This is a genomic window from Streptomyces sp. LARHCF249 (assembly GCF_052871255.1).
Genome location: NZ_JBIXJQ010000001.1, coordinates 470203 through 483639 on the forward strand (window position 1 = coordinate 470203; position 13437 = coordinate 483639).

Below are 13437 nucleotides of genomic sequence, written 5' to 3' on the forward strand. Positions count from 1 at the left end.
ACAGCTGTCCGGTACGTTCTCGGTAACCGGACAGTTGTCCGTTTGAGTCCACTCTAGCTGCGGCCGCGGCGGGCGCGGGCCGCCGCCCACGAGCGCGGCCGAGGTCCGGCCCCCGCATCCTGCCTGCTTCCGAGCCGGCACCGCCACGTACAGCGCCATCTCTTCACCGCCCGCAGGGTCCCGCTCGACGCGCCCCCGGATTCGCGAAAGAAGGCTGATCATGGTCGCTTCGACGTCCAGCGCCATCGTCCTGAACATCAACGGCGAGAAGTACCCGCTATCCGTCGACCACCGCACCACCCTGCTCGACGCCCTGCGCGAGAGACTCGATCTGACCGGCACCAAGAAGGGCTGCGACCAGGGGCAGTGCGGTGCCTGCACCGTCCTGCTGGACGGCCGCCGGACCGTTTCCTGCCTTCAGCTCGCCGTCGCGGCAGAGGGGCGCGCCATCACCACCATCGAAGGCATGGCCGACGGCGAGCGGCTGCACCCGGTGCAGCAGGCGTTCCTCGACCTCGACGGTTTCCAGTGCGGCTACTGCACGCCCGGTCAGATCTGTTCGGCCGTCGCGGTGATCCAGGAGCACGCCGCGGGCTGGCCGAGCGCGGTCACCGACGACGTACGGCCCGAGGCGGGGCCGCCGCCGCTGACCGCCGAGGAGATCCGGGAGCGGATGAGCGGCAACCTGTGCCGGTGCGGCGCGTACGTGTCGATCGTGCAGGCGGTCGCCCGGGCGGCCGGGGCCGACGCGGCGGCGAACACGGAGGAGGCGGCATGAGGGAGTTCGGCTATCAGCGCGCCCTCGACGTGGCGGGTGCGGTCGCACTGCTCGAGGCCGACCCGGACGCGCGCGTCCTCGGCGGCGGCACGAACCTCGTCGACCTGATGAAGACCGGCGTCGAGCGCCCCGCCCGGCTCGTCGACATCCATGAACTTCCGCTCGACCGGATCGAGTTGACAGCGGACGGCGGTCTGCGGATCGGTGCGACCGTCACCAACAGCGACCTCGCCGCCCATCCCGAGGTCCGCCGCCGCTACCCGGCGCTGGCACAGGCCGTACTGGCCGGCGCCTCCGGGCAACTGCGCAACATGGCCACCGTCGGCGGAAACCTGCTCCAGCGCACGCGCTGCGGCTACTTCGCCGACGTGACGCAGCCCTGCAACAAGCGCACCCCCGGCAGCGGTTGCCCCGCCCTTCGCGGCGAGCACCACAACTCCGCGATCCTGGGCGCCTCCGACCACTGCGTCGCCGTCCACCCGTCGGACATGGGCGTGGCGCTCACCGCCTTCGACGCGGTCGTGTCCTACGAAACGACCTCCGGGCCGGCCGAGCTGCCGCTCACCGACTTCTATCTGCCGGTCGGCGGCACCCCGCACCGCGAGACCGCCCTGCCGCAGGGCGCGCTGATCACCGGCGTCACCCTGCCGCCCGCTCCGGTGGCCGCCGCCTCGCGCTACCGGAAGGTGCGCGAGCGCGCCTCGTACGCCTTCGCGATCGGCTCGGTCGCCGCCGCGCTCGAGGTCGAGGCGGGAGTCGTACGGGACGTACGCCTCGCTCTGGGAGCCGTCGCGTCGCGGCCGTGGCGGGCCCGGGAGGCCGAGCGGGTACTGCGCGGTGCACCCGCCGATGCCCGTACCTTCGCGGCCGCCGCGGACGCCGAACTCGCCGCCGCGCAACCACTGCCGCACAACGGATACAAGGTGGCCCTCATGCACAACCTCATGGTGGCCGTGCTGACCGGACTCGCCGAGGAGGACGCCCGATGACGACCGTCACACGCCTGACCGGATCCGTCGGCACCGCGCACACGCGCGTGGAGGGACGCGACAAGGTCACCGGCGCCGCCCGCTACGCGGGGGAGATTCCCTTCGCCGAACTCGCCCACGGCTGGCTGGCGTTGTCCACCGTGACCCGGGGCCGTGTCCGGGCGGTGGAGACGGACGCCGTCCTGGCCATGCCCGGCGTCCTCACGGTTCTGCACCACGGGAACGCCCCGCGGCTCGAGACCGGCTACCCGGGGCTGATGGGTATGCCGCCCGACCTGTCCGTCGCCCTCTTCCAGCACGACCGGGTGCCGCACGCGGGCTGGCCCGTGGCACTGGTCGTCGCCGAGACCAGCGAGCAGGCCAGGGAGGCCGCCGAGGCGCTCGTGGTGCGTTACGAAGACGAGCCCCACGACATCGAGTTCCGCACCGGACGGCCCGGTACGTACACGCCGCCGGACGTCCCGCACGCCCCGGCGGCGACCGCGAAGGGCGACCTCGAGGCCGAACTCGCCCGGTCCGCCGTCGTCGTGGACGCCGAGTACACCACACCCGAGGAACACCACAGCCCGCTGGAACCGCATGCGGCGACGGCCCGCTGGGAGGCCGGCCGGCTCGAGGTCGTCGACTCCAACCAAGGCGCCGTATGGGTGCAGGCCGAACTCGCGGGCATGTTCGCGCTCGACCCGGGCTCGGTGCGCGTGCGCTCCGAGCACATCGGCGGCGGCTTCGGTTCCAAGGGGGTGCGCGCGCACCAGGTGGCCGCCGTCATGGCCGCGACCGTCCTGCAGCGGCCGGTCCGAGTGGTCCTGACACGCCGCCAGATGTTCTCGCTCGCCGGCTACCGCAGCCCCACGGCCCAGCGGGTCAGGCTCGGCGCCGACGCCGACGGCCGGCTGCGCGCACTGGCCCATGACGCCCTGAACCTCACGTCCACGGTGCACGAGTACCTGGAGCCGAGCGCCATGGCGGGCCGGGTGCTGTACGACGCCGCCGCCCACCACACGGCCCACCGGATGGTACGGCTGGACGTGCCGACCCCGACCTTCATGCGCGCGCCGGGCGCCGCACCGGGGTCGTTCGCGCTGGAGTCGGCGCTCGACGAGCTGGCCGAGAAGTGCGGGGTCGACCCGATCGAGCTGCGCGCCCTCAACGAGCCCGAGGCGGGTCCGGTGTCCGGACTGCCCTTCGCCGGCCGCGATCTGGTCGCCTGCTTCCGGGAAGGCGCCCGCAGGTTCGGATGGGCGGACCGCGATCCGCGCCCCGGCCTGCGCCGCGACGGCCGGTGGCTGCTCGGCACCGGCACGGCGTCGGCCTCCTACCACGCCGGAGTCGCTCCGTCGACGGCGGCGGTGACGGCCGCGCCGGACGGCACCTTCACCGTCCGCATCTCGGCGTCGGACATCGGAACCGGTGCGCGGACCGCGCTCACCTTGATCGCCGCCGACGCACTGGAGGTGACCCCGGACCGCGTCCACGTCCTGATCGGTGACAGCGACTTCGGACCGGCGATGATCGCGGGCGGCTCGATGGGTACCAGCTCCTGGGCCTGGGCGATCCACGCCGCCGTGGCGGAACTGCGCGAGCGGCTCGCTCCCGGAGATTTCGTCCCGCCGGAGGGCTTCACCGTCCACTCGGACTCCATGGCGGCCGTCGCCGCCCTCCCCCCGAAGGAACGGCACTCCTACGGCGCCCAGTTCGCCGAGGTCGCCGTCGACGCCACCACCGGCGAGGTGCGGGTCCGCCGCATGCTCGGCATCTTCACGGCGGGCCGGATCGTCAACCCGCTGACCGCCCGGGGCCAGTTCGTCGGCGGAATGACCTGGGGCATCTCCATGGCCCTGCACGAGGAGGCGGTCCGGGACCAGGTCTCGGGTGCCCACGTCGGCGCCGACCTCTCGGGCTACCACGTCGCGGCCCACGCCGATGTCCCGCACATCGAGGCGGACTGGCTGGAGGAAGAGCGGGACGCGGACGACCCGATCGGCATCAAGGGCATCGGCGAGCTCGGCATCGTGGGCGCCGCGGCGGCGGTCGCCAACGCGGTCTGGCACGCGACCGGCGTACGCCACCGCCATCTGCCGATCCGGCCCGACCGCGTCCTGTCGGCGGGCGGCGGAGCCCACCGTGCTTGACATCGCCGAGGAGTTGGGCCGCTGGCTCGAGGAGGGACGGGACTTCGCCGTCGCCACCGTCGTCGGCACGAGCGGCAGCGCGCCGCGCGGGCCGGGCGCCGCCCTCGCCGTCGACCGTGCCGGCGCGGCGATCGGCTCGGTATCCGGCGGCTGCGTGGAGGGGGCGGTGTACGACCTGTGCCGCCAGGCCCTCGCCGACGGCACGACGGTCGTCGAACGGTTCGGCTACAGCGACGAGGACGCCTTCGCGGTCGGCCTGACCTGCGGCGGGGTCATCGACATCATGGTCGCGCCGGTCCGCGCCGGCTCGCCCGCCGGAAGGGTGATCGCGGCCGCCGTGTCGGACGCCGCCGGGGCACGGGCGGCAGCCCTGGTCCGGGTGGTGCGCGGGCCGGCCCGCCTCCTGGGCCGGGCACTGCTGGTGCGCCCCGACGGCTCGTACGAGGGCTTTCTCGGCGGGCAGGCGGAGCTGGACCGGACGGCTCTGGCCGAGGCCGGGGCCCTGCTGGACCTCGGCCACACCGGCACCGTCGACCTCTCGGAGGACGGATCGCGCTGCCCCGGCGGGCTCACCCTGCTCGTCGAGTCGCGCCTACCACCGCCCCGCCTGATCGTCTTCGGCGCGATCGACTTCGCCGCGGCGCTGGTACGGGCGGGCCGGTTCCTGGGATTCCACGTGACGGTGTGCGACGCCCGCCCCGTCTTCGCCACCCGCGCCCGCTTCCCGGAGGCGGACGAGGTCGTGGTCGACTGGCCCCACCGCTACCTGCGGAGCACGGCGACCGACGGGCGAACGGTCCTGTGCGTGCTCACCCACGACACCAGGTTCGACGTGCCCCTCCTCGAGGCGGCCCTGCGCCTGCCGGTCGCCTACGTCGGCGCGATGGGCTCGCGCCGCACCCACGCGGACCGCGACCGGCGCCTGCGCGAAGTCGGCCTGAGCGAAGGGGAACTGGCCCGGCTGAGGTCGCCGATCGGCCTGGACCTGGGAGCCCGTACGCCCGAGGAGACCGCCCTGTCGATCGCGGCGGAGATCGTCGCGGCCCGGCGCGGGGGCACGGGTCTGCCGCTGACCGGCTCCGGGGGGCCGATCCACGGTGCCTCCCTGCGGCCGGTCACGCCGGGCCCGCCGGGGAGGGGTGGCTCAGGCCTCCTCGCCCGTGCCGGGTGGGCGGGAGTCGCTGCCGAGGACCGGGTCGACGCAGGCCGCGAGTGAAGGCACCGGCGGCGGCCGGGACGGCTTCTCGCTGGATCGTGTCGCCGAGCCACCACGCCGGCCCTGGTCCGGCACGGCCGGGAGCGCACCGCCGTCAGTCGTCGAAGCGGTGGCGGGAGGCCTCGATGTGGCCGAGGTGGTGGTGGGTCCAGGCGCAGAGTCCGTCGATGGTCACCCGCAGGGCCTGGCCCGGCTCGGTGAGGGTGTATTCGACCCGTGGCGGGACCACCGGGTGCACCGTGCGCTCGACCAGGCCGTTGCGCTCCAGCATGCGCAGGTTCTGGGTGAGCATCTTGTGGCTGATGCCCTCGACCTCGTCCCGCAGCTCGCCGAAGCGCAGGGTCCCCTCCCCCAGGGCCTCGATGATCAGGAGCGCCCACTTGTTGGCGACGTCCGAGAAGATCTCCCGTGCCAGAGAGTCCGCGCGCCTCAGGTCCGCCTCGTCGGGCGAGCCTGTGAACTGCTTGGTCACCATGAGGTTCCCCAGTCACCAAAAAGTGCGTTCTTCCATGTCGGCGACCACTCTCTTACGGTTCCTGAGTAACCGCAAGAGAGCAGCGGCAGCGCCCGTGGCCCGGTGAAACGAACCCACGACGCGTCGCCCTCATGGCAAGGAGCAGCAGCATGCCCGTCACCCTGGTGAACCCCGCCGGACTGCCGAAGGTCGACGCCTACCGGCAGGTGTCCGTCGCGACCGGCTCGAAGCTGGTCTTCGTCGCGGGCCAGGTCTCCTGGGATGCCGACGGCGTCACGATCGGCGAGGGTGACCTCGCCGCTCAGGTCGAACAGTCCTACCTCAACGTCGCCACCGCCCTGGCCGAGGTCGGCGCCTCCCTCGACGACGTGGCGAAGCTGACCGTCTACGTCGTCGACTGGACCCCCGACCAGATGCCCCAGCTCATGGAAGGGATCACCCGGGCACTCACGAAACTGGGCGTGGCCGCGGTCCCCCCGGCCAGCCTGCTGGGTGTCGCGGCGCTGGACGTACCCGAGCACCTGGTCGAGATCGAAGCGACCGCAGTCATGGACTGAACAGGCTCTCGGGCGGAGCCGAGGCGTGGTTCAGGGCGTGTCGGCTTCACCTGGCCCTGGCCCGGGCGGAAGCGTGGGGGGTGCCGAGCCGGGTGGTGCGCCGTTGGGGCCGGGCGCGGGACCGATGGCCGGAGGGCCCGAGGGGTCGGGGCCCTGCCCGGGAAGGGGTTCGATGCCCTTCTCCGCTCGCAGGTACTCGGCCTCCGCCCTCCGGCGGACGGCCTCGGCCATGATCACCGCCGCCCGGCCCTCGTACTCGGCCCTGGCCTGAGCGGCCCTGCCTTCGAGTTCGGCTCGGATCGCTGCCGCGCGGCCCTCGTGTTCCGCCTGCGCCCCCTGCCCCCGTGCGCGTCGCTGCGCGCCATCCGCGCGCAGGACGCGCGACACCGCGAGGCTGACGGCCGTCAGGAAGGCCGAGAGGGCGCCGCCGGCAACGAGAAGGTCGGGCGCGTCCTGCGGGCCCAGCCGACCGCTGGTCTCGTAGATGCCGAGGACGTTGCGGATTCCGTACCACGCCAAAAGCGCGGACAGGGCGACCAGTTGCACGATGGTCCGGTCAAGGGCGGATGCCGGGCCACCGGTTGCCGCCCGCTCTGCCACGCCCCGGTCTCGCCGCCCCGGCCGTACGGCCACACGGAAGAGCCATGCCGCCCCGAGGATCCCGAGCATCGTGGCGATCGCCGCCGGATACACCCAGCCCGGATAGCTCACGCCCCGCACCAACTCGTAGAGGATCAGGACGAATCCAGCGAATGCGAGGAACGCCGCCCCCGTCCTGAAAGCCTGGAGCAACGTCGACTGTTTGGGCTCAGACATGCGACGAGTATCGCGTCACCCCTCGCCGCGATGCCCGGGGGGCCGGGTTGCGGCTGCCACGGCCGGTTCCGCTCGGGAGGTGCTGCGAGCCGACCGTGCGGATCAGGGAGTGGGGATGCCGCCGGGGCGGCGGGGCGGGGGCCCGAAGCGGACGGGGACGCCGGGTGAGTACAGGACGCTCACGGGCGGGTCGGTCGGGGCGGGGAGGCCTGCGGCGGCGACCAGGTTCTCGTCGCAGCCGAGGAGTTCGGCGCGGTGCAGTGGCCAGCGGGGGTGGGCGTTCGGGAGGTAGAGCGGCCGGCCGAAGAAGGCGCTGTGCATGCCCCAGCGGGCGGTGAGGAAGTGTTCGAGCGCCGTCGGGTCCTCGATCCGCCCGCCGACGCGCACGGAGATCCTGCTGTGCGCGCGCCCCGGCCCGGGCCAGCGCCGGGTGCTGGTGTACGTCACGGTGGCCCCGTCTTGGCGGACAGCCATCCGCGACCAGACGTACGGCAGGCGGAACACGGACCGCGCGACGGCCACCGGGATCAGGCGGGCGGCGTCGAGCGAGCGGAAGACCACGCCGCGCCGGCCGTGGGCGTCCACGGAGTAGAGGCGGACGTTGGTCTCCGGGAAGCTGCCGAGGTAGGGGACTCCGGGGAGGCGGAACCATCCGACCCGGTGCATCCGGAAGGCGACGAGGCCGACGTACGTGACGCCGTCCAACGTGTCGGGCACCGTGCCGGGCGGGAGGAGCGGGGCGACGTCGGCCGGGTCCGCGGCCCAGTGCAGGAAGGCCAGGTCGAGCCAGGACTGGGTGAGCAGCGGACGGTCCGCCGTGTGGGGCGGATCGGCCGTGACGGGTTCCGGGTTCGCGGCGGGCGGCGGCGTCTGTGGCACAACGCCGATTCTCCCGCGACGCCCCCTGGAGTGTCCACGTGCGATCAGGCGGACACGGAACGCGACCAGATCGCCCAGCCGTCGTCGACGCTTCGCCGGCCGACGGCGTCGCGCTTTCACCCGTCTCGCCGCGCTGAGCGGCGCCGCAGCCGGTGACCGGGCCTACCGGGAGGGAGTCGCCGAGAACCTCGATCTGCCGGCGCATCGTTCGACACCGTCGTCACCAGCCTGGTGCTGCATCACCTGCCGGAGTACCTGCGGCCGGCGCCTCGTGCACGCGGAGGGCCGCACCCCTCCCCGTTCCGCGACTGACGGCGGGCGGCTCGGCGGCATCAACCCGGGTACGCGTCATGCCAGTTCCACCACTCGTACGGCGGACCCTGGGGGTAGCCCTCGGGCGAGTCCTCCCACGTCTCCTGCCGCCCGAGCGCGGTCATGTCGAGGTAGCTCCACGTGCTCCCGAGTGCCTCGTCACCGCGGGCGTTGATGAAGTAGGTGCGGAAGACGCCGTCGCCCTCGCGGACGAACGCGTTCGTGCCGTGCCACTCGTCCACATCGAAGTCGGCGTCGAAGTCGTCGGTGATCGTGTACCAGCGCATGGTCCAGCCCATCCGCGCCTTCACCCGCTCGATGTCCGGCTGCGGCGCGCGTGAGGCGAAGACGAGAGCGGTGTCGCGGGCGTTCAGATGGGCCGGGTGGCCCACGTGGTCGGCCACCATGGAGCAGCCGACGCAGGCGTGGTCGGGCCAGCCGGAGACGCCGGGCTCGAAGAAGGCGCGGTAGACGATGAGCTGACGACGCCCCTCGAACAGGTCGAGCAGACTCGCCGTGCCCTCGGGCCCGTCGAACGCGTACTCCTTCTCCACCGCCAGCCACGGCATCCGCCGACGCTTGGCGGCCAGTGCGTCACGGGCGCGGGTCAGCTGCTTCTCCTCGACGAGCAGCTGCTCGCGCGCCGCGGCCCATTCCTGCGGCGAAACGATCGGGGGTGTCTTCATGGCGACGTCACCTTCCGGTCCTGTCCGGTGGGGCCCTCTCCTCTCCAGGGTCGGCCGCTACCGGCAGGGGCGCACGTCCGCCCGGGAATCGGCCGCCGAGGGCCTGGAAATCTTTGCCGCCGTCGGCTACTCCCTGGGGACCGCCGTGGCAATCCGTGCCGCCGCCCGGCACCCCGAGCGCGTCACGGCCCTGGTGCTGACCGCACCGTTCGCCCGACCCAACGCACGCCTGCGCTTGAACGCCGAGCACTGGCGGGGCCTCTACGCCTCCGGCGCCCATGTACCGCTGGCGCAGTTCCTCATACCCCTGGCGCTCGGCGCTTCGGTACTGGAAGCGATCCCCGCCGGCGATCTCGACGGCCTGGTGCAGGCGGCCGCGCAGACCCTCCCGCCCGGCTCGGCCGAGCACACCGACCTCGTCACCCGCGTCGACGTCCGCGAGGACCTCGCCCGCATCACCGTCCCGACCCTGGTGATCTCCACGACCGAGGACCTGCTGGTCACGCCCGATCTGCACCGCGAAGTGGCCGACGCCGCCCGGGTGCCGAGCTCGTCGAGATCGCGAGCGGCCACCTTCCGTTCGCCGAACGCCCCGACGAGTGGCTGGGGCCCATCAGCACGTTCCTGGACCAGTCCTGACGCTGGCGCCCCGTGGGGCAGCCCGGGCTCGCGCCGGTCATCGTGCGACGGGTTCGGGCGCCCCGGCCCGGGGGTGGGCGGCAGCCAGTACGGGGTAGTCGGTGTATCCGGATTCACCGCCCGTGTACATCAGGCCCCGGTCTCGCACCTGGTTGAGCGGTGCGCCGAGGCGCAGTCGTTCGACCAGGTCGGGATTGGCCAGGAAGGAGCGGCCGAGCGAGATCAGGTCGGCTCCCGCAGCGAGCAGCCGCTCGCCCGCACGCCTGCCGCCGTCGGCGGGCAGCGGCCCTCCCCAGCCCAGCACCGGGTTGGCGATCAGCGTGCCGGGCCAGGCCTTGCGGATGTCCCGGAAGAGGGGCTGGTCCGGGTCGGCGAACACGATGTGCAGATAGGCCGGGCCGATGTCGGCGAGTGCGTCGACGAGCGCCGGGTAGATGCGGTCGGTGTCGCCTTCCTCGATGCCGTTGACGGTGAGTCCGGGCGCGATCCGTACGCCTACCCGTTCGGGGCCGATCGCCTCGGCGACGGCTCGGACCACCTCGACGGTGAACCGGATGCGGCCGGCCACCGAGCCGCCGTAGGCGTCGGTGCGGTGGTTGGTTCCCCGTGCCAGGAACTGGTGCAGGAGGTAGCCGTTGGCCGCGTGGACCTCCACTCCGGCGAAGCCCGCGTCGATGGCGTTGCGGGCGGCGGCGGCGAAGTCGGCCACGGTGGAGCGGATCTCGTCGACCGTCATCTCGCGGGGCACGACGGCGGCCTGGTGCCCGGCAGGAGTGAAGATCGTCTCCGGGAGCGGGACCGGTGAGGGGGCGACGGGCGTCAGCCCGCTGTTGTCGGGGTGGCCCACCCGGCCTCCGTGCTGCAGCTGCAGGAACATCCGGCCGCCCGCGGCACGCACGGCGCCGGTGACGCGCCGCCATCCGGCCACGTGCGCCTCGTTGTGGATCGCGGTGATGTGGGGGTACGTCTGTCCCACGGCATTCGGCGTGGAGGCCTCGGCGATGATCAGACCCGCGGAGGCGCGCTGGGCGTAGTAAGTGGCCATGATCGGCTGCGGGACGCCGTCGGCCGTGGCGCGGTTGCGGGTCATCGGCGCCATCACCAGACGGTTCGGCAGGTCAAGGGAGCCGAGGCGGGCGGGGGTGAAGAGGCGGGAGTCAACGGGTGCGTTCGTCATGCCGGTACGGTAGGAGTTGACACCAGTGTCAGGTTCAAGTCCTGGGTCGGCACGCGAGGTGGGGAATGCGGATCGGTGAACTGGCTCGGCGCAGCGGGGTGAGCGAGCGGTCGCTGCGCTATTACGAGACGCAGGGGCTGCTGAGGGCCGAGCGTACTCCGGGGGGACAGCGGACCTACGGGGAGTGGGCGGTCGACCGGGTCATCCGCATCCAGGCCCTCTACGCCGCCGGGCTGAACAGCAAGAAGATCGCTCAACTGCTGCCGTGCATGCGGGACGCGGACGGCGCCGCGAGCGAGATCGCCACGCCCCGCCTGGTCGACGAGCTCGCCGCGGAACGGGACCGCATCGATCGAATGATCGTCGACCTGATCCGCTCCCGCGATGTCCTGGACGAGGTCATCGCCACGGCCTCGACCGGAGTCCACACCTCCGCCGTCTCCCGCGCCGACGGGACCGGCCCCTAAGACGGCCCGCGCCTCACCGCCCGGCGCTGCCGAGCAGGACGGCCAGCAGCCGCCGCGTGGTGGCCTGCGGCTCCTCGCCGCGGCCGGGAACACGGGTCATCAGCAGGTGGTGGACCGTGCCGACGAGCGCGAGCGCGATCGTGGCCGCGTCGGCGTCCGCGGGCAGGCGGCCGCCGCGCTGCTCGGCCTCCAGGTACACGGTGAAGGCCCGCTGGATCGCGTCGAACGCGGGCGCGCCGGCCTCGAAGCCCTCCCGGGTGTGCAGCGCGGCTCCGGGGCGCGTCATAGCCAGCCCCACCACCGCCGGGGGCAGGGACTCCAGCAGGCCGAGGACGACCTCCTGGAGGTTGGCCGCCACCGCATCCTGCCCCACCTTCGCCTCGAGCGCCGCGGCCCGGCGGGCGCTGCGGGCGAACCGGTCCAGGACCAGTTCGGCGACGAACTCGTCCAGGCCGGCGAAGTGCGCGTGCAGCACACCCTTGCCGCAGTCGGCCTCCGCAGTGATCGCGCGGCTGGTCAGGGCCGCCGCGCCGTCGCGGGCCACCACCCGCTCCGCAGCCGCGAACAGCCGCTCGCGCAAGTCGGGAATCGCTACTCCACGAGGTGACACAACGGCCCCTTTCCTCAAGCCCATTGCAAGTATGGGCACTTGCCCATACTGTTTGGGCACTTGCCCATACTAGGGCCGGGGCGCCGTACCGCGCTCCGGCGGGAGGGAGTTCACCCATGGGTCGATTCGCCAACACCGCACAGGCCGAGGCGTGGAACGGCTACGAGGGCGAGCAGTGGGCCCGCAGCTGGGAACGCTGGGACGCCGTCAACGACGGCTTCAACCAGCCCCTCTTGGATGCCGCGGCCGTCTCGGAAGCCGACCGCGTACTGGACATCGGCTGCGGGGCCGGCCGCACCACCCGCCTCGCGGCCCAGCGCGCCGAGCGGGGCCGGGCGCTGGGGCTCGATCTGTCCGGACCCATGCTCGAGCGCGCTCGCGCCGGCGCCCTGCGCGAAGGCCGGAAGAACGTCTCTTTCGTCCAGGGCGACGCCCAGGTCCACCCCTTCGAAGCCGGCGCCTTCGACGTGGTCATCAGCCGCTACGGCATGACCTATTTCACCGACCCCGTCGCCGCGTTCGCCAACCTCCGCGGCGCACTGCGGCCCGGCGGCCGGCTGGCGTTCATCTGCGCGGCCGAAGCCGAGGCCAACGACTGGCTCCAGGCGCTGGCCTCGCTCGACGGCATCCTGCCGCTCGGCGGATTCGGCAAGCCGGGTGCGCCCGGCATGTTCTCGCTCACCGAGCCGGGCCGTATTCGTGCGCTGCTCACCGCGGGCGGCTTCGCCGAAGCCGGCGTACAGCGGGTGGAGGCCCGCGGAAACTGGGGAGCCGACGCGGCGGATGCCGCCGCGTTCTTGCTGGACTCCGGCCCTGGCCGCCACCTGCTCGACCACGTCGGGCCGGAGGCGCAGGCCGAGGCACGCCGGGCGCTGACCGACGCCCTGCGCGGCTACGAGGCCGACGGAGCGGTGTGGCTGCGCAGCAGTTCCTGGCTGGTCACCGCCGCCGGAGACCGCCCCGAAAGGTGACGTAAGCCTTTCGTCACCAGGAGAGTCCTGGTCCCGGGGGTGCGGGTCCCGTTGAATGCGGGAAACGATTCCGTTCGGAGAGGACTGGCCGTGGCAACGACGAAGTGGGGCGGCAGGAGGCTCGCCGGGATGCTGATCCTGGCGACGGCGGCGCTGGGCGCCGGGCTGTACTGGTTCCAGCCGTGGAAGCTGTGGCAGGACGACACGGTCCGCGAAGCGCTCCCCGCCGCGACCCCCGTCGGCCCCTCCCCCGCGCCGGCGGCGCCGAAGACCGTGGCCGAGGGCACCTTCATCAGCCACGAGCACACCACCACGGGCACCGTGAAGCTGATCCGGCTCGCGGACGGCTCCCACACCCTCCGGCTGGAGAACCTCGACACGAGCAACGGCCCCGACCTGCGGGTGCTGATCACCGACGCCCCGGTGCAGGAGGGCGCCGCCGGCTGGCAGGTGTTCGACGACGGCAAGCACGTCAGCCTCGGCAAGCTCAAGGGCAACAAGGGGGACCAGAACTACGAGGTCCCCGCCGCGGTGAACCTGGCGGACTACTCCAGTGTCACCGTCTGGTGCGACCGCTTCGACGTCTCCTTCGGAGCGGCCACCCTCAAGAAGGTATGACCCACCTCCCCAGGGCGTAACGGCCGGCGGGGCGGCCCTCTCAAGGGCCGCCCCGCCGGCCGTTACCGCCACACCACGCCCACCGGTGTGTACGTTGGCCCCGGCGGGCGGTAAA

At 72.9% G+C, this 13437-nt stretch carries 14 protein-coding genes and 1 pseudogene; 9 read left to right on the forward strand and 6 right to left on the reverse strand.

Features of this window, described 5'->3' with window-relative positions:
• Nucleotides 1-220: 220 nt before the first annotated feature.
• From ACIPUC_RS02360 to ACIPUC_RS02375, 4 genes are read left to right on the forward strand one after another with little or no spacing between them, the layout of a single operon-like run.
• Nucleotides 221-778, forward strand: a complete 558-nt coding sequence (locus tag ACIPUC_RS02360) for a (2Fe-2S)-binding protein (protein ID WP_446586304.1) — start codon at nt 221-223, stop codon at nt 776-778.
• On the forward strand, nt 775-1767 hold the full coding sequence (locus ACIPUC_RS02365; protein WP_446586305.1) for an FAD binding domain-containing protein: 993 nt from the start codon (nt 775-777) through the stop codon (nt 1765-1767). The genes ACIPUC_RS02360 and ACIPUC_RS02365 overlap by 4 nt, the downstream gene beginning before the upstream one ends.
• Entirely contained in the window at nt 1764-3899 is a 2136-nt protein-coding gene (locus ACIPUC_RS02370; RefSeq protein ID WP_446586306.1) for a xanthine dehydrogenase family protein molybdopterin-binding subunit, read from the forward strand. The genes ACIPUC_RS02365 and ACIPUC_RS02370 overlap by 4 nt, the downstream gene beginning before the upstream one ends.
• A complete protein-coding gene (locus ACIPUC_RS02375) occupies nt 3892-5115 on the forward strand; it encodes an XdhC family protein (RefSeq protein WP_446586307.1) in 1224 nt (407 codons plus the stop codon). Before ACIPUC_RS02370 ends, ACIPUC_RS02375 begins: the two co-directional genes overlap by 8 nt.
• Before the next feature lie 94 nt (nt 5116-5209).
• Here ACIPUC_RS02375 and ACIPUC_RS02380 read toward each other — a convergent pair whose 3' ends face one another.
• Entirely contained in the window at nt 5210-5590 is a 381-nt protein-coding gene (locus tag ACIPUC_RS02380; RefSeq protein WP_446586308.1) for a winged helix-turn-helix transcriptional regulator, read from the reverse strand.
• Between the two features lie 149 nt (nt 5591-5739).
• On the opposite strand from ACIPUC_RS02380, the gene ACIPUC_RS02385 reads away from it, so the two are divergent.
• Nucleotides 5740-6147, forward strand: coding sequence for a RidA family protein (locus ACIPUC_RS02385; RefSeq protein ID WP_446586309.1), 408 nt, complete (start codon nt 5740-5742; stop codon nt 6145-6147).
• A gap of 30 nt (nt 6148-6177) precedes the next feature.
• Here the strand turns inward: ACIPUC_RS02385 and ACIPUC_RS02390 are convergent, their stop codons facing one another.
• From ACIPUC_RS02390 to ACIPUC_RS02400, 3 genes are all read right to left on the reverse strand, one after another.
• Complete coding sequence (locus ACIPUC_RS02390) at nt 6178-6963, reverse strand: hypothetical protein (protein WP_446586310.1); 786 nt, start codon at nt 6961-6963, stop codon at nt 6178-6180.
• Nucleotides 6964-7065: 102 nt separating this feature from the next.
• Entirely contained in the window at nt 7066-7842 is a 777-nt protein-coding gene (locus tag ACIPUC_RS02395; RefSeq protein ID WP_446586311.1) for a YqjF family protein, read from the reverse strand.
• Between the two features lie 332 nt (nt 7843-8174).
• Nucleotides 8175-8840, reverse strand: a complete 666-nt coding sequence (locus ACIPUC_RS02400) for a DUF899 domain-containing protein (RefSeq protein WP_446586312.1) — start codon at nt 8838-8840, stop codon at nt 8175-8177.
• On the opposite strand from ACIPUC_RS02400, the pseudogene ACIPUC_RS02405 reads away from it, so the two are divergent.
• Nucleotides 8839-9372, forward strand: a pseudogene (locus ACIPUC_RS02405) (alpha/beta fold hydrolase); the annotation flags it as partial. The gene ACIPUC_RS02400 and the pseudogene ACIPUC_RS02405 overlap by 2 nt on opposite strands.
• Nucleotides 9373-9516: 144 nt before the next feature.
• Here the strand turns inward: ACIPUC_RS02405 and ACIPUC_RS02410 are convergent.
• On the reverse strand, nt 9517-10656 hold the full coding sequence (locus ACIPUC_RS02410; protein ID WP_446586313.1) for an alkene reductase: 1140 nt from the start codon (nt 10654-10656) through the stop codon (nt 9517-9519).
• 65 nt (nt 10657-10721) lie between these two features.
• Between ACIPUC_RS02410 and ACIPUC_RS02415 the strand changes: the two genes are divergently transcribed.
• Entirely contained in the window at nt 10722-11123 is a 402-nt protein-coding gene (locus ACIPUC_RS02415; RefSeq protein ID WP_446586314.1) for a MerR family transcriptional regulator, read from the forward strand.
• A 13-nt stretch (nt 11124-11136) separates the two neighbouring features.
• Here the strand turns inward: ACIPUC_RS02415 and ACIPUC_RS02420 are convergent, their stop codons facing one another.
• Nucleotides 11137-11733: a TetR family transcriptional regulator gene (locus ACIPUC_RS02420; RefSeq protein ID WP_446586315.1), complete on the reverse strand. Its 597-nt coding sequence runs from the start codon at nt 11731-11733 to the stop codon at nt 11137-11139.
• Between the two features lie 116 nt (nt 11734-11849).
• On the opposite strand from ACIPUC_RS02420, the gene ACIPUC_RS02425 reads away from it, so the two are divergent.
• Entirely contained in the window at nt 11850-12704 is an 855-nt protein-coding gene (locus ACIPUC_RS02425; protein ID WP_446586316.1) for a class I SAM-dependent methyltransferase, read from the forward strand.
• Between the two features lie 129 nt (nt 12705-12833).
• A complete protein-coding gene (locus tag ACIPUC_RS02430) occupies nt 12834-13322 on the forward strand; it encodes a DM13 domain-containing protein (protein ID WP_446586761.1) in 489 nt (162 codons plus the stop codon).
• Nucleotides 13323-13437: the final 115 nt, after the last annotated feature.

Coding starts and splice junctions, on each gene's coding strand:
- ACIPUC_RS02390 (WP_446586310.1), bottom strand. CDS start 6,963: ATGTCTGAGCCCAAACAGTCGACGTTGCTCCAGGCTTTCAGGACGGGG.
- ACIPUC_RS02400 (WP_446586312.1), bottom strand. CDS start 8,840: ATGAAGACACCCCCGATCGTTTCGCCGCAGGAATGGGCCGCGGCGCGC.
- ACIPUC_RS02380 (WP_446586308.1), bottom strand. CDS start 5,590: ATGGTGACCAAGCAGTTCACAGGCTCGCCCGACGAGGCGGACCTGAGG.
- ACIPUC_RS02425 (WP_446586316.1), top strand. CDS start 11,850: ATGGGTCGATTCGCCAACACCGCACAGGCCGAGGCGTGGAACGGCTAC.
- ACIPUC_RS02415 (WP_446586314.1), top strand. CDS start 10,722: ATGCGGATCGGTGAACTGGCTCGGCGCAGCGGGGTGAGCGAGCGGTCG.
- ACIPUC_RS02410 (WP_446586313.1), bottom strand. CDS start 10,656: ATGACGAACGCACCCGTTGACTCCCGCCTCTTCACCCCCGCCCGCCTC.
- ACIPUC_RS02370 (WP_446586306.1), top strand. CDS start 1,764: ATGACGACCGTCACACGCCTGACCGGATCCGTCGGCACCGCGCACACG.
- ACIPUC_RS02360 (WP_446586304.1), top strand. CDS start 221: ATGGTCGCTTCGACGTCCAGCGCCATCGTCCTGAACATCAACGGCGAG.
- ACIPUC_RS02365 (WP_446586305.1), top strand. CDS start 775: ATGAGGGAGTTCGGCTATCAGCGCGCCCTCGACGTGGCGGGTGCGGTC.
- ACIPUC_RS02430 (WP_446586761.1), top strand. CDS start 12,834: ATGCTGATCCTGGCGACGGCGGCGCTGGGCGCCGGGCTGTACTGGTTC.
- ACIPUC_RS02385 (WP_446586309.1), top strand. CDS start 5,740: ATGCCCGTCACCCTGGTGAACCCCGCCGGACTGCCGAAGGTCGACGCC.